The sequence below is a fragment of the Mesorhizobium newzealandense genome (assembly GCF_042682145.1).
Lineage (GTDB): Bacteria > Pseudomonadota > Alphaproteobacteria > Rhizobiales > Rhizobiaceae > Mesorhizobium > Mesorhizobium newzealandense.
The window spans coordinates 121,881-139,675 of record NZ_JBHUGZ010000002.1; the positions used below are offsets into that span (position 1 = coordinate 121,881).

Here is a 17,795-nt window from a genome sequence, read left to right on the forward strand (position 1 = left end):
CGCGTTAAATCAGTCAAGCCTCAGGAAAGATTGGCAATTTACACATGGCGCCCTAGGTCTTTACCAGGAGATCGCCATGCCGAAGTCCGTCTATGACCGTGGCCTGCTCAAACCTGCCGAAGTCGCCACCTTGCAACGTGTGTTCGACGAAGCCTGCCGGAGGCGCGAAGCGCATCCCGAATCGGCCGAGGCGCGCGAACTGGCTCTCACCCTGCTAGCGCTGCACAATGCCGGCATGGTCGAAGAGGACATGCTGATGGAGGCCGTCGGTTTCCGCCGGCTCGAACCGAAGTCGGCCTGAAGCCCGACAAGCGGGTTCGCTCACCCTGCGCGCTGAACCACAGCCACATTCATCATGCTTCTCAAGCTGAAGCCGATGGTCTCGTACAATCCTATGGCTGCGGCGTTGCTGGCATAGGCGTGGAGATAGGGTATCTCGCCGCGCGCCATGATCTGATTGGCCACGAAAAGGGAAAGCAGCCGGCCGAGGCCGCCGCCGCGAAACTCGGGGTGCGAGCACACGCCGCTGAGTTCGGTATAGCCAGGCTGCTTCATGCGCTCGCCGGCCATCGCCACCAGCCTGCCCTCGACTTTTACACCCCAGAAGTCGCCAAGGCTCAACGCCCCGAGCGTGAACGGGCCAGGCTTGGTGAGTGACGCCAGAGCGAGCATCTCGGCTGCATCGTCTTGTGTCAGGCGCTGCACGCGTTCGTCCGCCACGGCCTGCAACGGCGCCTCGGCAACCATCTGCACAGCGGCGGTCGTCGAGATCGCCGACAGCTCCACAGGAAGAGCAACGGCATCCACTTGGGCCATGACGACGCTCTCGCCAGGGGAAACAAGTGCTGCGAGCGCCCGCAGGCTTTCGGCATCGTCTGTGGCTGTGGCTATGAAGGGCGCAATCGACGGTGGATACCGCCGGGCGAGACGGCCACCTTGCGCAAGGGCCTGATGGCGGGTGTCGAGAGCACTCCACACGGGGCGATCGAGTATATGTCTCATTGCACTGCGCCCTTCTCCACACGGCGATCGAGCGGGGCCGCGGCCAGAGCGTCTTCGATGGCGGCCAGCTGATCGAGCAAAGGCCCCGAAAGACCTTGGCACAGATCGGCGACGGCCTTGTCGATGCGCGGCCAGACGTCTCGTTTGGCAATATCGACCAGGCGCCGACCGGCCTTGGTCAGAGTAACCATCCTGCGCCGCTGGTCATCGTTCGACGGGATGGCCTCGACCAGTCCCAACTCGACCAGAAGCGACACGCTTCGTGTCACGCCCGGCTGGGTTACTCCGAGCGATTGCGCCAGTTCGCCGACAGCCAGCGGCCCCAACTTGTCGAGTGCCGCCAAAAGCGGGTATTGGCTGGACTGAAGTGGAACGTCCAAGCCGTCAAGCAGGCGCTGCGCATCGGCCTGCAATTGCTCGCCGATACGCTTCAGCCTGCTGCCCAGGCACAGATAACCAAGAGACCGCAACACGTCTTCCATCGCCAGCTCGCCTGCATTTAAAAACCATTACATGTTATATAACATGACAAGAAATAGATGAAAATTTCTGGCTTTTCAAGGGGAGGCTCGGCTGCTCACGTCGAAATCAGCGTGAGGCACCGGATTGGCGGGACGCACCGGCTGAGCCGGCAATCCGCTTGGCGATTGCTTTGGCCATGATGCCGGCATTGGCGAAGCAGCCGCGAATGCTTGGCCGCATGCCGGTGAACCACAGGCCGGGCAAGTTCGGATCGGCTTGCCCGCCGTTGAAGAGCGGAACGCCCTTGCCGTCGAGCACGCCGAGCTTGCCGACCATGGGCTCCAGCCCGGTGCGGTAGCCCGTCGCGGCAATGACGATGTCGGGATAAATCAGGCTGCCATTGGCCAGGATAACGCCGTCACGGGTGAATTCGCGTATGACCGGCACCACGGTGATCTTGCCGGTCTTGATGGCGCCAACGGCTCCGTCATCGGCGGCGATCGCGGTGTAGTCCGAGGTCAGGCGGCTGGCGCCGCCCGACGGCGCGGGCGGCAGGCCGAACTTGGTCAGGTCGCCGAAAACCAGGCGCTTCGTTGCCGCCATCACCGCATCGGCGACCCGCAAGGGCAAACGCGCCATGAACGGCGAAAGCCGGTGCACGGCGATCTTGCCGATCCGCTTGGGCAGGATGGCGGGGCCGTTGCGGGCCGACAGCCAGATGGCGGCCGTGTTTATGCCGGCCAGATGATTGAGGGCGTCGAAGCCTGAATTGCCGGCGCCGACGACCAGCACTTTCTTGCCGGCATAGTCCTGCGCATCGCCGAAATCCGCCGCATGGATGATGCGGCCGGCGAAACCCTTCATCCCCCTCCATTCGGGAATGAAGGGCTGCCTGTCGCGCCCGGTGGCGATGACGACATGGCGGGCCAGGCGCAGTCCGGCGTTGGTCAGCACCGCCCAGTGATCGCCCTTGAAGGCGATCTCTTCGACGGCAACGCCAAACTGCACCGGCAGCCGGTTCTCCTCTCTGAAATCATTCATGTGGCGGATGACGACCGTCCTGTGCGGAAAGGCAGGGGTTCCCGGCGGATAGGCAAGACCTGGCAGCGAAGAAAGATCCCGATGTGTGTTGAGGTGCAACTGCCGGTGCCGCCGGTGCCAGGGCTCGGCCAGCCGGCTTTCCTTTTCCAGGATCGCCGTCGGCACGCCGGCGTTCATCAGGGCATGCGCGACGGCCAATCCGGCAGCACCGGCGCCGACGACGATTGCCGGCTCGACTGTCACCGGCTGGTCCGCCACCCATCTGATTGTCGTATCAGCCATTCACTCTCGAGTTCCCTGTTCGACCGTCGCGGCCAAAGCGTCGCAGGACGCTGTAACCGTTTGATCCCTCGAAAGGAGAGATCCATATAACAAACCGCTGCCGATTTTCGAGCCATACGCCGGGGCCGCGGTTGCGCTCTATATGGCATATGCGCGATATCAGCGGTAATCAGGTCGCGGCAATGTGATTGATTCGAGGCCTCGGGGGCTGGCGGGTCTCTGTTATCCCCCACGCGCATGCTCGAAATCGCGTTCGATTTCCGAGGTCATGCGCAGAATCAAAGTGTTACGGCACCTTTGCGCGTCCTCGACGCGCGGCGCTGTAGGCGGCACCGGAATCTCGACCATGCCCTCCTTGCGGATCTATTTCGACAAAATCCTTGAGGGCGCCGCACCCAAGGTGGCGCGGCAGGAGCTGACCCATGTCGAGCGCCTGGCGCTCGCGCGCCGCCATGGCGACTTCTCGCTTGCCTATTCGACCGCGGTCCAAAACAAGCTTTCCTATTTCGGCGATGCCGACGGCTACATCGCCTTCGGCACCAAGATGAAGCATCATTTCGCGCTCGGCGATCCGGTGGCGGATCCAATGCTGCGGCCCGATTATATCGGACGCTTCGTCGAGAGCGCCGGCAGCCCGTGGTTCGTGCAGATCGGCGAAGCGACGGCGCGGGTGCTGGCCGGGCTCGGCTACAAGGTCAATCGTCTCGGCATCGACACCCGCCTCAACCTGCCCGACCATGATTTTTCCGGCAAGCGCAACGAGACAGTGCGGTACTCCGAGCGCTGGCTGCTGAAGAAGGGCTTTTCGTTCGCCGAGGACAGACGGACGGTCTTTTTGGATGAAATTGCCCGGCTCTCCGAAAACTGGCGCGGCGACCGGATCGTCAAGCGCTGGGAGATGGGCTTTCTCAACCGCCCGTTCGCCGACCATCTCGGCATCGACATGCGCCGTTTCGTCCTGCATGGCCCCGATGGCGAGCTGATCGCCCTGCTCGACTTCGACCCGCTGTTTGCCGACGGCAAGGTCATTGGCTACACCACGGCTTTCAAGCGCAAGCACATCGACGCCTCGCCGCATGCCGAGATCGGCCTGACCAAATTCGCCGTCGACCGTTTCCGCGAGCAAGGCATCTCGGTGGTCACGCTTGGCCTGTCGCCGCTCGTCGACATCGGGCCAAGCGGATTTGCCGAAAGCGATTTCTGGCGCAACACCTTCCAGCGCGCCTACACTTCGCCATGGGTCAACCGCCGCAGGTTCAACCTGCAAGGCCAGGCGGCCTTCAAGCGCCGCTTCCACGGTGTCGAGGAGCCTGTCTACCTCGCCTTCCGCGAGGGGACTTATGTCGAGATGCTGGGGCTGCTGCGGCTGGTCAAGGCCATTTGAGGTCTGAGCAGGACCCGCTCAGTTCCTCAGCCGGTAGCCGGTCCTGAAGATCCAGGCGACGATCGCGATGCAGACCAGCAAGAAGACGATGGTCATGCCGAGGCTGATGCCGACCGAGACATCGGACTTGCCATAAAAGCTCCAGCGGAAGCCGCTGATCAAATAGACGACCGGGTTGAACAGCGTCACCGTGCGCCAGATTCCGGGCAGCATGTTGATCGAATAGAAGCTGCCGCCGAGGAAGGTCAGCGGCGTGATGATCAAGAGCGGCACCAGCTGCAGCTGTTCGAAACTCTTCGCCCAGATGCCGATGATGAAGCCGAACAGGCTGAAGGTCACCGCCGTCAGCACCAGGAAGGCGACCATCCAGAACGGGTGCAGGATGGTGAGCGGCACGAACAGCGAGGCGGTGGCGAGGATGATCAGGCCGAGAATGATCGACTTGGTTGCAGCACCGCCGACATAGGCGATGACGATCTCCAGATAGGAGACCGGCGCCGACAGAAGCTCGTAGATCGAGCCGACGAATTTCGGAAAGTAGATGGCGAAAGAGGCGTTGGAGATCGACTGCGTCAGCAGCGACAGCATGATCAGTCCCGGCACGATGAAGGCGCCGTAGCTGATGCCGTCGATCTCGGTGATGCGCGAGCCGATGGCCGAGCCGAAGACGACGAAATAGAGCGATGTCGAGATGACCGGCGAGACGATGCTCTGCAGGACGGTGCGAAAGGCACGCGCCATTTCCATCCGGTAGATCGCCCATACTGCGCGCAGGTTCATGGCTCTCTCCTCACCAGATTGACGAAGATCTCCTCGAGCGAGCTGTTTTGCGTGTCGATGTCGCGAAACTGGATGCCGCCGGCCTCGAGGTCGCGGATCAGCGAGGCGACGCCCGGCCGCTCGGCCTGGTTGTCATATGTGTAGGTCAGCTGCCCGCCATCCGGCGACAGCTCCAGCGCGTAGTGCGAAAACGCCTCCGGGATGGCCGTCAGCGGGCTGCGCAGCTCCAGCACCAGCCGCTTGCGGCCGAGCTTGTGCATCAGTTCGGCCTTGTTCTCGACCAGGATGATCTCGCCTCGATTGATGACGCCAACGCGGTCGGCCATCGCTTCGGCTTCCTCGATATAGTGGGTGGTGAGGATGATGGTGACGCCGTCCTCGCGCAGCCGGCGCACCATCGCCCACATGTCCTGGCGCAATTCGACGTCGACGCCGGCGGTCGGCTCGTCGAGGAACAGGATGCGCGGCTCGTGCGACAGCGCCTTGGCGATCATCAGCCGGCGCTTCATGCCGCCCGACAGGGTGATCGCCTTGGCGTCCTTCTTGTCCCACAGCGAGAGATCCCGCAGCACCTTCTCGACGAAGGCCGGGTTGGCCGGCTTGCCGAACAGGCCGCGGCTGAAATTGACCGTTGCCCAGACGCTCTCGAAGGCGTCAATGGTCAGTTCCTGCGGCACCAGCCCGATCAGGCTGCGCGCGGCGCGGTAATCCTTGTTGATGTCGTGGCCGTCGACGGTGACGGTGCCCGACGAGCGGTTGACGATGCCGCAGACGATCGAGATCAGCGTTGTCTTGCCGGCGCCATTGGGGCCGAGCAGCGCGAAGATCTCGCCGCGCTCGATATCGAGGTTGACTTGCTTGAGCGCAGTGAAACCGGTGGCGTAGGTCTTGGAGACCCCGGAAATGGACAGGATGGAGGGCATGGTTGAAAACGGCTGCCTGAAAGAGGTCCCCTGATATAGGCTGTATGTCGGTGCGTGCAACCGCAAGTCGGTGCCGCTGCTGACAGTTCTCGACAATCGTTGCCGGACGGTGGGGCCTGCGACTGATGCACAAGTTCGCGGATGCGCTTGGCGAGGCGCCGGCCACCGGCGCGTAGGCTGGGCGCTGCGGCGCATGCGTCATCTTGCCCGAGCGCTGCGGCGTTCCGCCTCGCGGCGGGACGCCGCTTTGACCGACCAACGCGACAGGCCTATTCTTGCCTCATTAGAAGCAGCCGGAGCCCAGCATGGACCCGCTCATCCTGTCGCGCATGCAATTCGGCGCGAATATTTCGTTCCACATCCTGTTTCCGACGATCACCATTGCGCTTGGCTGGGTGCTGCTGTTCTTCAAGCTCCGTTACAACGCGACCAACGATTCCGCCTGGATGCGCGCCTATTTCACCTGGGTGAAGGTGTTCGCGCTGTCCTTCGCCATGGGCGTGGTGTCGGGCGTCACCATGAGCTTCCAGTTCGGCACCAACTGGCCGGGCTATATGGAAAAGGTCGGCAACATTGCCGGGCCGCTGCTGGCCTACGAAATCCTTACCGCCTTCTTCCTCGAAGCCGCCTTCCTCGGCATCATGCTGTTCGGCTTCCGCCGCGTCTCCAACCGCATCCACACGCTGGCGACGGTGCTGGTGGCCGGCGGCACGACCGTCTCGGCGTTCTGGATCATCGCGCTCAATTCCTGGATGCAGACGCCGGCCGGCTTCGAGATGCGCGACGGCGTGGCGCACGCCGTCGACTGGTGGGCGATCGTCTTCAACCCGTCGATGCCCTACCGGCTGGTCCACATGCTGCTCGCCTCCGGCCTGACGGTATCGTTCCTGATCGCCGGCCTGTCGGCGCTGCGCTACCTCAACGGCGACCGCTCGGAATCGATGTGGAAGGCACTGCGCACCGGCGTCTTCACCGCGGCGATCCTGATCCCGATCCAGATCTTGGCCGGCGACCAGCACGGGCTGAACACGCTGGAGCACCAGCCGCAAAAGATCGCCGCCATGGAGGCCAACTGGAACACCGGCCCCAACGTGCCGCTGGTTCTCTTTGCCCTGCCCGACGAGGCGGCGAAGGAGAACAGGTTCGAGATCGCCATTCCCGACGGCGCCAGCCTGGTGCTGCGGCACAGCACCAGCGGCGTGGTGCCGGGGCTGAACGACTATCCCGGCAACCATCCGCCGGTCTTTCCAATCTTCTGGAGCTTCCGCATCATGGTCGGCACGGGACTGCTGATGCTTGCCGTTTCCTGGTCGGCCGCCTTCTTCCTCAAGCGCCGGCATAGCCTGCCGAAACCGCTCGCCATGCTGATGGTGCCGATGGCGCTGTCGGGCTGGCTGGCGACGCTGGCCGGCTGGTACACCACCGAGATCGGCCGCCAGCCCTGGCTGGTGACCGGCGTGCTGAAGACCGCCGACGCCGTCGGCCCGGTGGGCGGCAGCCATGTCGCGCTGACGCTCGCCATCTACCTCATTCTCTATGTGCTTTTGTTGATCGCCTATCTCGGCGTGCTGGTGCATCTGGCGCTGAAGGCGGCGAAGGACGGCGATTCATCGCCGCTGCCGGGCGTGATGAACGCAGCTCTGTCGCAGCCGGCGGCGGGCGCGTGAGGAGAAGAAAATGACCTTCGACTGGCCAACCCTGCTGCCGCTGATCTTCGCCGGCCTAATGGGCCTCGCCATCCTGATCTACGTCATTCTCGACGGTTTCGATCTCGGCATCGGCATCCTGTTCGCCGCCGCTGAAGACGCCGAGCAGGACACGATGATCGCCGCGATCGGTCCGTTCTGGGATGCCAACGAGACCTGGCTGGTGCTGGCCGTCGGCCTGCTGCTGGTCGCCTTCCCGCTGGCGCATGGCGTCATCCTGTCCGCGCTCTACATTCCGGTGTTCGTGCTTTTGATCGGGCTGATCCTGCGCGGCGTCGCTTTCGATTTCCGCGCCAAGGTGCCGAGCGGCAAGAAGCATCGCTGGAACCGTATTTTCTTCCTGGGTTCCGTCATCGCCTCGCTGGCGCAGGGCTATATGCTGGGCGTCTATGTGCTCGGCCTCGACGTCGGCCTGGGCGGCATGGCGTTCGGCGTGCTGGTGGCGTTCTGCCTTGCCGCGGCTTACGCGGCGATGGGCGCCGCCTGGGTGATCTACAAGACCGAAGGCGACTTGCAGAAGAAGGCGGTACGCTGGCTGCGCACCGCACTGGTGGTGACCGCGCTCGGCATGGCCGCGGTGTCGCTGGCGACGCCCTTCGCCAGCCCGCGCATCTTCGACAAATGGTTCGTCTGGCCCTCGATGCTCTATCTGTCGCCGCTGCCGATCCTGTCGGCGCTGCTGTTTCTGTGGCTGTGGCGGCAAACCTTCCATCTGCCCAGGCCCGACGACCGCCATTCGCTGACGCCGTTCCTGACGCTGGCCGCGATCTTCGCGCTCGGCTTTGCCGGGCTCGCCTGGTCGTTCTACCCGTTCGTGGTGCCCGATCGTCTGACCATCTGGCAGGCGGCTTCGGCGCCGGAAAGCCTGGCCATCATCCTGGCCGGCACCGTGGTCGTGCTGCCGGTCATCATCTTCTATTCGTTCTATGCCTACCGGGTGTTCGGCGGCAAGGCGACCGACCTGACCTACGACTGAGAGCGGTTGAACGCACGGACCTCAGACGCGAGGCGCCCCCTCTGGCCGGCAGGGCAGAGGGGGCGCTGACCCGCCGACATCTCTTCGATAAGCCGGCTCAGTTGCTGGCCGACAGCACCAGCACCGGCTTCTCGCTGTACAGCGCCGGGAACAGCTGCTTCAGGTTCGCCACCTTGGGCAGGTCGTTGTAGACGATGTAGGGATAGGTCGGGTTCAGCGTCAGGAAGTCCTGATGATAATCCTCGGCCGGATAGAAGGTCTTGCCGGTTTCCAGCGTGGTGACGATCGGCTTGGGGAACACCTTGGCCTGGTCGAGCTGGGCGATGTAGCTCTGCGCGATTTTCATCTGTGCATCGTTTTCGGCAAAGATTGTCGAGCGGTACTGCGTGCCGCTATCGGGCCCCTGGAAATTCAGCTGGGTCGGGTTGTGGGCGACCGAGAAATAGACCTGCAGCAGCTGGCCATAGGTGACCTTCGATGGGTCGTAGGTGATCTCGACGGATTCGGCGTGCCCGGTGCGGCCTGAGCCGACCGTCTCGTAAACGGCGGTGTCCTTGCTGCCGCCGGTGTAGCCGGAGACGGCCTTGCTGACGCCCTTGACGTGCTGGAAGACGCCTTGCACGCCCCAGAAGCAACCACCGGCAAAGATTGCCTTTTCATTGCCGCTGGCCGCCTTTTCATCGATCGACGGCGGCGGGATCACCACCGCGTCCTCCGCGGAAACGGCCGGCGTCAGCCAGAAGGCGGCGCCCGCGGCGGCTAGGGCAAGGGCTGCGAGCGCGCTCCTGAAGAAATTCGACGATCTGGCGGCTGGTTTTTGCATGTCGGTCATGGCTGAGCTCCTGTGACGTCCATCATGTGGAGTCTATTGGATAAGAGTGGATCATGCGACGGGTGAGTCGTGGCCGAAGCCTCACTTTCGCGTGCGTCCGGATCCGGACCTGGTCGGGACCGAATCCGGAAACAGCGCTAATTGGCCGGAGCCATGGCATCCGCCGCCGGTTTCATCGCGTCGGCGGCCGGCTTCATCGCATCGGCTGCTGGCTTCATGGCGTTGGCGGCGGGCTTCATCGCATCCGCCGCCGGCTTCATCGCATTGGCGGCGGGCTTCATGGCGTTCGTGCTCATCGCGTCGGGCGCCATCGCGCCGGCCGGTTTCATCGCGTCGGTCGCCGGTTTCATGGCATTGACGGCGGGCTTCATCGCGTTGGTCGCGTCGTCGGCGCGGGCGATGCCGCCGGCAAACAGTGCCGTCGAGCATAGTGCGAGAGCGAGCGCCGGCAGCGTCAGGCGGGCCAACAATGTTAGCCGGGAGAAAGTGGTCATGATGGTCTCCTTGAGGGGGTTTGGTCGTTGGAAGGTGGCGCACCTTTCAGTGGCCGGGCTGTAGCGGCGCCGCTCGTGCGGCGTTGCGCGGGTCGTTGCCTGCGCATGATTCTTTCTGGGATCATGCGCTGGGAATTCAGTTGGTGGCGGCGGCGAGGATCGGTCCGCCGCCCTGCGACTGCACGAGCACGGCGGTGCTCAGTCCGTCCGAAGCCGCCGGTACATCCAGCGCCGTGGCGGTGCCGGTCCAGTTGCCGAGTTTCTTCAGCGCATGCACGACATTGGCGTGCGGCAAGGTACGGCCGGTGTTTTCGCCGCGCGCCACCGGCACATCGATCACGCCCTTGGCGTAGCGCACCAGCCAGACATCGGCCCGGCCGCCCGGCGCCGAACCGGTGCCGATGCTGACCTTGCCGCCATCAAGCGACAGCGACGGGCCGCTGATATGGCCGGCGCTCGAGATCAGCTGCTGGATTTCACCGGGTGCGGCGCCGACGACATCGGCATGGCCGTTGACCACCACCTGCGGGGTGAACGGGCCGTCATGGCCGAGCGGCGGCTCGTAGGTGACCTGGCGCTGGGTGAATTCCTGGCGGCCGAACGTGTCCTTCCAGCCGAGATAATCCCAGTAGGTGACGTTGAAGGACAGCGCCAGCACGCCGGGCTGGTCCTTGACCTTGATCAGATTGGCATTGGCCGGCGGACAGGACGAGCAGCCCTGGCTGGTGAACAGCTCGACCACGGTGAGCGGCTGGGCGGCGGCCGCGCCAAGCGACACTGCCAGCGCAAGCATGCCCAGGCTGGACACTGCGACGAACTTTCTGGATCCCGACATCGGCTTGCTCCGTGGGTGGCGGCGCCCGGATGCGCCGCTGATATCCCCACTTCGCCGCTGCCGCGGACTTCGTTACAGCGCTCACCGGTTTGTGATCGGGTTCTTTTCCCTTCTCCCTCTTGTGGGAGAAGGTGGATCGGCGCGCAGCGCCGAGACGGATGAGGGGTGTTGGACGGAGTGCCGTCGGTGCCAAGCTGGAGCACCCCTCATCCGTCGCCTTCGGCGACACCTTCTCCCACAAGGGGAGAAGGGAAGTCGGAGCCCTACCGCCAAGGCTGCAAATTCGTATCCCGTACATAGGCGATGATCGTATCGCAGACGGCGTTCAGGTCTTTCAGAACATCGTCGTTCCAAAAGCGCAGAATGCGAAAGCCTCGCGCCTTTAGCTCAGCCTCGCGGATCCGATCAGAATCCGACTCCGCGTGCTGGCTACCATCGACCTCGATGATCAGGCCAGCTTCAAGGCAAACGAAATCGGCAATGCATTTTCCGAATGGAACCTGGCGACGAAATTTTATCCGGTCGAGCCTGCGGTCACGCAGTTCATGCCGCAGCCTGTCTTCCGCCTCGGTCATTTCGCGTCGCAGCGAACGGGCAAAGCTGCGTTTGGCCGGAGGGACAGGTTGATGCGGCATAGTGCCAGATCAACCGGCCTTTGCGTTCCGTCCAGCACCCCTCATCCGTCTCTGCGCTGCGCGCCGATCCACCGCCCTGGGCGAGTCACGGGTCTCGCCCCTTTGGCCCCCACAAGGGGGGAGATGGCAAGAGCGTCACCCTTACTGCGTCAGCAGCGTGTCGGAGGGCCGCTTGTTGAAGTCGCACTTGCCGGTGACGTTGTAGAAGAAGTCGGCCTGGGTCGTGCCGACCGCGGCACTCGTCGGCACCGTGGAGCCGCCGTCTTCCCAGGCCTGGCTGCTGGGCTGGCCGCAGGGCACGGCGGTGAAGATGTCGACGATCTGGCCGGTCGCCACCTCGGTGCCGTCGATATAGAGCCGGTTGGAGGTGGTCGGATCGTTCGACTTGAGGTTTTGCGGGTTGCCCGACGGCACGTTCATCTGCAGGTAGAGGCCGCCCATCTGGCTGACGTCGATCGCCGCGCCGGCGCTGTTGGCCGGATACATGGTGTTGGCGCAGGTGGTCAGGTACTTCTTGTTACCGCTGGTCTGGGTGATCCCGCCGGTGGGCACATTGTTGAAGTTGTTCACCGTGCCCGTCGAGCAAACCTGCGACTGGACGACGGTGCTGATGTCGGCGCCGCCATTGTTGGTGATCGTGGATACGGTGGTCGTGCCATAGCCTTTCGGATCGCCGGCGCCGTTATAGGTGTAGGTGATCGTCATCAGCGGCTTGGCAACGGTCGCACCGAATTGCGTGCCGTACAGCGTCATCGTCTTGTTCCACCAGCCCGACACCTTCTCGACCTTGAAGGTGCTCTGCACCAGCGCCGGCGTCTTGCTCACCGCCGACCCGACGGCGACCGGCACAGCGGTGATCCTGGCGATCTGCATGAAGACGGTCGGCATGGAGAAGCTTGCCGTGGCCTGCGCGGTGGCGGTGCCGCCGGCGTCAACCACGAAGTTCTTCAGCGTCGTGGTGCCCTGTCCACCGTTGGCGTCGTAGGAAGTCTGCAGCGCCACCTGGCGCTGCGCCAGCGTCGAATTCGTCGCCATCGTGGTGATCGACAGGATCGCGGCATCGAGCGCTGCCTGCATGTTCGACCGGGTCTGTACCGCCGAGGTGTAGTCGACCGAAAAGCCGATGGCGGCAAGTATCGGCATCATGCTGAGGACGAGTATCGGCGCGAACGAGCCGCTCCTCGACCTGATAAACCTGCCTGCTAACCCCCGCATGCCGTGATCCTTACAAACGAATATCTCCCGTCGCTAACATGCCACTCACAAATTATGCTCTAACGGACTTGGTTAAAATTTATCGACTTTCTGACAGATCCCAGGGAAAAGCCGACAAATGCCCGCGCTGGCAGCGGGCTGCGCCGCTTGCCCGGGCAAGCTGCCCCTGCTAAAGCGCGCGACATGAGCACGCCCCTCGACCACATCCGAAATTTCTCCATCGTCGCCCATATCGACCATGGCAAATCCACGCTTGCCGACCGGCTGATCCAGCTGACCGGCGGGCTGGAGCTGCGCGACATGAAGGAGCAGGTGCTGGACTCGATGGACATCGAGCGCGAGCGCGGCATCACCATCAAGGCGCAGACCGTGCGGCTGAAATACCACGCCAACAACGGCGAGGACTATATCCTCAACCTGATCGACACGCCCGGCCATGTCGACTTCGCCTATGAAGTGTCGCGCTCGCTCGCCGCCTGCGAAGGCTCGCTGCTGGTGGTCGACGCCAGCCAGGGCGTCGAGGCGCAGACGCTGGCCAATGTCTACCAGGCGATCGACAACAACCACGAGATCGTCGTGGTGCTGAACAAGGTCGACCTGCCGGCCGCCGAGCCCGAGCGCATCCGCGAGCAGGTCGAGGAGGTGATCGGCATCGACGCTTCCAACGCGGTGCTGATCTCGGCCAAGACCGGGCTTGGCATTCCCGATGTGCTGGAGGCGATCGTCCACCACTTGCCGCCGCCGCGCGAGGGCGACGCTTCGGCACCCTTGAAGGCCATGCTGGTCGACAGCTGGTACGACGCCTATCTCGGCGTCATCGTCCTGGTGCGCATCATCGACGGCGTGCTGAAAAAGGGCCAGACCATCCGCATGATGGGCACCGGCGCCAAGCATCTGGTCGAGCGCACCGGCGTGTTCACGCCGGCCCGCATCAATGTCGACGAGCTCGGCCCCGGCGAGTTCGGCTTCTTCACCGGCTCGATCAAGGAAGTGGCCGACACCCGCGTCGGCGACACCATCACCGAGGACAAGCGCCAGACGGCCAAGGCGCTGCCTGGCTTCAAGCCGGCGCAGCCGGTGGTGTTCTGCGGCCTGTTCCCGGTCGACGCCGCCGATTTCGAGGATCTGCGCGCCGCGGTCGGCAAACTGCGCCTCAACGACGCCAGCTTCTCTTATGAAATGGAAACCAGTGCGGCGCTCGGCTTCGGCTATCGCTGCGGCTTCCTTGGCCTGCTGCATCTCGAAATCATCCAGGAGCGGCTGGAGCGCGAGTTCAACCTCGACCTGATCGCCACCGCGCCGTCGGTCGTTTACCGGCTGCTGCTCACCGACGGGTCGATGAAAGAGCTGCACAACCCGGCCGACATGCCCGACGTGGTCAAGATTTCGGCCATCGAGGAGCCGTGGATCCGCGCCACCATTTTGACGCCCGACGACTATCTCGGCGGCATCCTGAAACTCTGCCAGGACCGGCGCGGCATCCAGGCCGACCTGTCCTATGTCGGCAAGCGCGCGATGCTGATCTACGACCTGCCGCTCAACGAGGTCGTGTTCGATTTCTACGACCGGCTGAAGTCGATCTCCAAGGGCTATGCCTCCTTCGACTACCACCTCACCGACTACAAGGAAGGCGACCTGGTGAAGATGTCGATCCTGGTCAATGAGGAGCCGGTCGACGCGCTGTCGATGCTGGTCCACCGCACGGCGGCGGAAAAGCGCGGCCGGCAGATGTGCGAGAAGCTGAAGGAGCTGATCCCGAACCATCTGTTCAAGATCCCGATCCAGGCCGCGATCGGCGGCAAGGTCATCGCCCGCGAAACCATCTCGGCGCTGCGCAAGGACGTCACCGCCAAGTGCTACGGCGGCGACGTCTCGCGCAAGCGCAAGCTGCTGGACAAGCAGAAAGAAGGCAAGAAGCGGATGCGGCAGTTCGGCAAGGTGGATATCCCGCAGGAGGCGTTTATCCAGGCGCTGAAGATGGGGGACTGAGCGGTCCGGCCTTCGGCCGGACGCATCGACCCGGTGGGTCGATGCGAGCGCAAGTCCGGGTGGGAGCTGCCGTAGGCAGCGGGTCCCACCCCGGGTGTTGCGGCAGTGCGGTCCACCTCCCTTACGGTTGGAGCTCCATCGCCTCTATCTCTCGGCACCTCACCCGCCATGTCCGCCCCGTCTAAATCAGCAACTCCGGGAAGCTCTTTCCCGCACGTGGGCCGCTCATCGGCGCAGCGCTCGGCTGTGTCCCAGGGAAGGGTTGGTACAAGTCCGCACCAACCCTGAGTTGGTTGATCCTGCAGCACCGGAGCGGTAGAAAAATCGCGCGGCGGACCTTAATCAGTTCGCCAGTGGCCGGCGCGGGGCTCAGGCAATTGTCTCACCGGCATCCGCGCCGGCCATTTCCCCGGACGGTGCGGGGCGGGTGGCAATCACCCAAAGCAGGCGGCGACCTCTCGACACCTCTGCCGGTTCCGTTTCGCGACTGCCCTCCGGACAACGGCTTTTAGATCACGCCGCCTGGGAGTATCCTCTGCACGGCTTGGGGGATCTCAAATGCGTTCCACTTCGGACATCGTTGCCGCAACGGGCCTCGCCATCGGTGGCGCTTTCGGGCTGGCTGGCACCTTCGTGGGCAGCGACGCGCTGCGCGAAACGCTGTGGACGATCGACGGCGTGGCACTGGTGGTGGCGACCGCGCTGCTGACGATGAAGTATCAGCGGCTGGGCAATGACTGCGTCGCGGCCGGGTTCCTGACCTTCCTCGCCGGCGAGAGCCTGCTGCTGGCCGGCAACGCGGCAGGTCTCGAGGCCAGCGTTCCCTCCTATGTCGGGGGCATCTCGCTCTGGGCGGCAGCACTGGTCATGGTCAGCGCGCCGAAAACTTTTGCCTTGTGGATGCGGCTGACCGCTGTCGTGGCGGCCGCGCTGTTTGTCGTCTCAGTGGGTATGGTCCTCTGGGGCGCGCCTCTGCTGCCGACCTCGGCGCCGCTGCCCGCCGCCGGCTATCCGTTCCTGGTGCTGACCTTTATCGGCTGGATCTGGACCTTGCTCAGGCCTGGGCGGTGATGGGGGCGGCGGGACTGCGCCCCTTGCCTTCTCCCCTTGTGGGAGAAGGGAGGATCGGCGCGCAGCGTCGAGACGGATGAGGGGTGCTGGACGGAATGAGGCGTTGGTGGTTCTCGCTCAAATGCAGGTCACTGTTGACGTACAGCCAAGCTGGAACACCCCTCATCCGTCTTGCCGCTTTGCGGCAATCCACCTTCTCCCCTTGTGGGAGAAGGTAAGATCGCGCTCCGCCTTCACCAGCGATGAGGACCTAAGTACAGATCAGCTCTCAATCCACACTTTCTCAAAATGCTGTTCCAGCGCCTGGTGCTGCTCGCAACCCTCAACACCCTTGCGGTAGGTGCGGTAGACCGAGCGCCAGTAGGGTTGGATGATGATGCCGCTGTCGCGCAAATTCTGCTCGATCTTTCCCATGATCTCCTTGCGCGCCTTGGCGTCCGGCGTCGCCAGCGCCTTGTCGAGCAGGGTGTCGAACTCGGGATTGGCGTAGGCGCTTTCGTTCCAGGCCGCACCCGATTTGTACGCCAGAGCCAGCACCTGGACGCCGAGCGGACGGCCGAGCCATTCGGTGCAGGAGAAGGGGTATTTGCTCCAGTCGTTCCAGAAGGTGGCGGCGGGCAGCACGGTGCGCTTGATCTTCAGGCCGGCCTCTCGCATCTGCGCGGCGATGGCGTCGCCGGTGCTCTTTTGCCATTCGACATCGACGGAGATGAGGTCGAACTCATGGTCGGCCTTGCCGGCCTCGGCGAGCAGTTTCTTCGACCCCTCCACGTCACGCTTGGCCGGGCCGATATCGGCATATTCGGGGTGCATGGGGCCGACGTGATGGTTGTCGGCGGGCTTGCCGCGGCCGCCGAGACCGAGCGTCAGCACCGCCGAATTGTCGACCGCGAGCTGGGCGGCGCGGCGCACCTTGACGTCATCATAGGGCGCGTTGCCGACATTGAAGCGGGCGACGATGGTGGAGCCGGTGGCGATCTCGGAATTTTTCAGCCCCATCTGATCGGTCTGCGAGACGGCATCGGAGGCGGTTTCGTGGTCGGTGTCGATCTCGCCGGATTCGAAGGCCGACAGCATGGCATTGGGGTCGGAGCCGTAATCGACCCATTTGATGCCGTCGAGCCAGAACTCGCCCTTCCACCATTTGTCTTTGCGTTTCACCTCGGCGCCGGTCTCGGCATCCCAGCTGACCAGCTCGCAGGGGCCGGTGGTGATGGAAAGCGCCTTCTTGGGGTCGCCGTCGCCCTCATAGGAGCGGTGCATGATCAGCGCCGGATAGTCGGCCATGCCGGCGATCAGCGAGATGTCGGGTTTGGGCAAATTGAGTTTTATCGTGAAGTCATCGACCTTCTGGATGCCGCCGTCGACCAGCTTCTTGGTGTCGGCATTGACCAGCGCGCCCATGCGCGCGGCCACCGAATTGCCCGGCACCGAGGCGTCGCACCAGCGGGTGAGGTTGTGGATGACATCGTCGGCGTTGAAGGCATCGCCATTCGACCAGGTGATGCCCTTGCGCACATGCAGCGTCAGGGTCCTGGCGTCGTCGCTGGCCTCCCAGCTTTCGAGCAGCCAGGGCTCGAAGGAGAAGTCGGTGTTCCAGCGCACTAGATATTCGTTGCAGTGGCGGGCGACGTTGGACATCTCGACGCCGTCGAAGGTGCGCGGGTCCTTGAAACCCTTGACGTTCATGGCAACGCGCAAGGTGCCGCCGCGCTTGGGCTCGGCCGCGCGGGCAGGCGTGGCGGCAAGGCCGCCCAGCGCCAGCGCGCCGGCGGCGCTCACGCCGAGGCCGGCCATCAGCGCGAGATATTCACGGCGGTTGATGCCGCCCGTCCTGAAATCGTCGGCGACGGGTTTGGCCTGCAGGTGCAATTTGCGGTCGGTCAGCATGAATTTCATCGTCGTTCCCTCTTGTTGGGCGCCCCGGCCGATCGACAGACGCGGGGGCGGACGCGACCGCCGGGACGCCATTGCCTGGAGGGATGATAAAGCGGGGTGACGCTGGGGAGTGTTCGGATTTCCGCAGTGATTGTGCGGTGCTCCGCAAGGGGGGTGACGGCCGATCTCCCCCTTGTGGGGGAGATGTCCGGTAGGACAGAGGGGGCGCTGTCCCGCCCGACCTCTCAGCCAAGGTCAACTGAGCCCTCAAAGAATTTCGGATGATCAGA

At 63.8% G+C, this 17,795-nt stretch carries 17 protein-coding genes; 6 read left to right on the forward strand and 11 right to left on the reverse strand.

Annotated elements, in window-relative coordinates; genetic code table 11:
* Positions 1–76 precede the first annotated feature (76 nt).
* On the forward strand, positions 77–301 hold the full coding sequence (locus ACFSOZ_RS04735) for a hypothetical protein (RefSeq protein WP_379094209.1): 225 nt from the start codon (positions 77–79) through the stop codon (positions 299–301).
* Between the two features lie 20 nt (positions 302–321).
* Here the strand turns inward: ACFSOZ_RS04735 and ACFSOZ_RS04740 are convergent, their stop codons facing one another.
* From ACFSOZ_RS04740 to ACFSOZ_RS04750, 3 genes are all read right to left on the reverse strand, one after another.
* On the reverse strand, positions 322–1,002 hold the full coding sequence (locus ACFSOZ_RS04740; protein WP_379094211.1) for a GNAT family N-acetyltransferase: 681 nt from the start codon (positions 1,000–1,002) through the stop codon (positions 322–324).
* Positions 999–1,484: a MarR family winged helix-turn-helix transcriptional regulator gene (locus ACFSOZ_RS04745; RefSeq protein WP_379094213.1), complete on the reverse strand. Its 486-nt coding sequence runs from the start codon at positions 1,482–1,484 to the stop codon at positions 999–1,001. Before ACFSOZ_RS04745 ends, ACFSOZ_RS04740 begins: the two co-directional genes overlap by 4 nt.
* 106 nt (positions 1,485–1,590) lie before the next feature.
* Positions 1,591–2,787: a flavin-containing monooxygenase gene (locus ACFSOZ_RS04750; protein WP_379094216.1), complete on the reverse strand. Its 1,197-nt coding sequence runs from the start codon at positions 2,785–2,787 to the stop codon at positions 1,591–1,593.
* A gap of 346 nt (positions 2,788–3,133) precedes the next feature.
* On the opposite strand from ACFSOZ_RS04750, the gene ACFSOZ_RS04755 reads away from it, so the two are divergent.
* On the forward strand, positions 3,134–4,171 hold the full coding sequence (locus ACFSOZ_RS04755) for a phosphatidylglycerol lysyltransferase domain-containing protein (protein ID WP_379094218.1): 1,038 nt from the start codon (positions 3,134–3,136) through the stop codon (positions 4,169–4,171).
* 18 nt (positions 4,172–4,189) lie between these two features.
* Here ACFSOZ_RS04755 and ACFSOZ_RS04760 read toward each other — a convergent pair whose 3' ends face one another.
* Positions 4,190–4,951, reverse strand: coding sequence for an ABC transporter permease (locus tag ACFSOZ_RS04760; RefSeq protein ID WP_379094220.1), 762 nt, complete (start codon positions 4,949–4,951; stop codon positions 4,190–4,192).
* The gene (locus tag ACFSOZ_RS04765) at positions 4,948–5,874 is read right to left on the reverse strand and encodes an ABC transporter ATP-binding protein (protein WP_379094222.1); all 927 of its coding nucleotides are present in this window, start codon (positions 5,872–5,874) and stop codon (positions 4,948–4,950) included. The genes ACFSOZ_RS04760 and ACFSOZ_RS04765 overlap by 4 nt, the downstream gene beginning before the upstream one ends.
* A 305-nt stretch (positions 5,875–6,179) precedes the next feature.
* Between ACFSOZ_RS04765 and ACFSOZ_RS04770 the strand changes: the two genes are divergently transcribed.
* Both ACFSOZ_RS04770 and ACFSOZ_RS04775 read left to right on the forward strand, forming a co-directional pair.
* Complete coding sequence (locus tag ACFSOZ_RS04770) at positions 6,180–7,541, forward strand: cytochrome ubiquinol oxidase subunit I (protein WP_379094224.1); 1,362 nt, start codon at positions 6,180–6,182, stop codon at positions 7,539–7,541.
* Between the two features lie 10 nt (positions 7,542–7,551).
* The gene (locus ACFSOZ_RS04775; RefSeq protein WP_379094226.1) at positions 7,552–8,556 is read left to right on the forward strand and encodes a cytochrome d ubiquinol oxidase subunit II; all 1,005 of its coding nucleotides are present in this window, start codon (positions 7,552–7,554) and stop codon (positions 8,554–8,556) included.
* Between the two features lie 97 nt (positions 8,557–8,653).
* Here ACFSOZ_RS04775 and msrA read toward each other — a convergent pair whose 3' ends face one another.
* The 5 genes from msrA to ACFSOZ_RS04800 all read right to left on the reverse strand — a co-directional run bounded on the left by msrA (position 8,654) and on the right by ACFSOZ_RS04800 (position 12,567).
* The gene (msrA, locus tag ACFSOZ_RS04780; RefSeq protein ID WP_379094228.1) at positions 8,654–9,388 is read right to left on the reverse strand and encodes a peptide-methionine (S)-S-oxide reductase MsrA; all 735 of its coding nucleotides are present in this window, start codon (positions 9,386–9,388) and stop codon (positions 8,654–8,656) included.
* A 137-nt stretch (positions 9,389–9,525) separates the two neighbouring features.
* Positions 9,526–9,882: a hypothetical protein gene (locus ACFSOZ_RS04785; protein ID WP_379094230.1), complete on the reverse strand. Its 357-nt coding sequence runs from the start codon at positions 9,880–9,882 to the stop codon at positions 9,526–9,528.
* Positions 9,883–10,018: 136 nt separating this feature from the next.
* Positions 10,019–10,717, reverse strand: a complete 699-nt coding sequence (locus ACFSOZ_RS04790; RefSeq protein WP_379094232.1) for a DUF1223 domain-containing protein — start codon at positions 10,715–10,717, stop codon at positions 10,019–10,021.
* A 263-nt stretch (positions 10,718–10,980) separates the two neighbouring features.
* Entirely contained in the window at positions 10,981–11,352 is a 372-nt protein-coding gene (locus tag ACFSOZ_RS04795) for an endonuclease domain-containing protein (RefSeq protein ID WP_379094234.1), read from the reverse strand.
* Positions 11,353–11,493: 141 nt separating this feature from the next.
* Positions 11,494–12,567, reverse strand: coding sequence for a TadE/TadG family type IV pilus assembly protein (locus tag ACFSOZ_RS04800; RefSeq protein ID WP_379094236.1), 1,074 nt, complete (start codon positions 12,565–12,567; stop codon positions 11,494–11,496).
* A gap of 183 nt (positions 12,568–12,750) precedes the next feature.
* On the opposite strand from ACFSOZ_RS04800, the gene lepA reads away from it, so the two are divergent.
* On the forward strand, positions 12,751–14,556 hold the full coding sequence (gene lepA / locus ACFSOZ_RS04805; protein WP_379094238.1) for a translation elongation factor 4: 1,806 nt from the start codon (positions 12,751–12,753) through the stop codon (positions 14,554–14,556).
* A 558-nt stretch (positions 14,557–15,114) separates the two neighbouring features.
* Positions 15,115–15,627: a hypothetical protein gene (locus ACFSOZ_RS04810; protein ID WP_379094240.1), complete on the forward strand. Its 513-nt coding sequence runs from the start codon at positions 15,115–15,117 to the stop codon at positions 15,625–15,627.
* Between the two features lie 261 nt (positions 15,628–15,888).
* On the opposite strand, the gene ACFSOZ_RS04815 is transcribed toward ACFSOZ_RS04810, so the two are convergent.
* A complete protein-coding gene (locus ACFSOZ_RS04815; protein ID WP_379094242.1) occupies positions 15,889–17,526 on the reverse strand; it encodes an ABC transporter substrate-binding protein in 1,638 nt (545 codons plus the stop codon).
* Positions 17,527–17,795 lie beyond the last annotated feature (269 nt).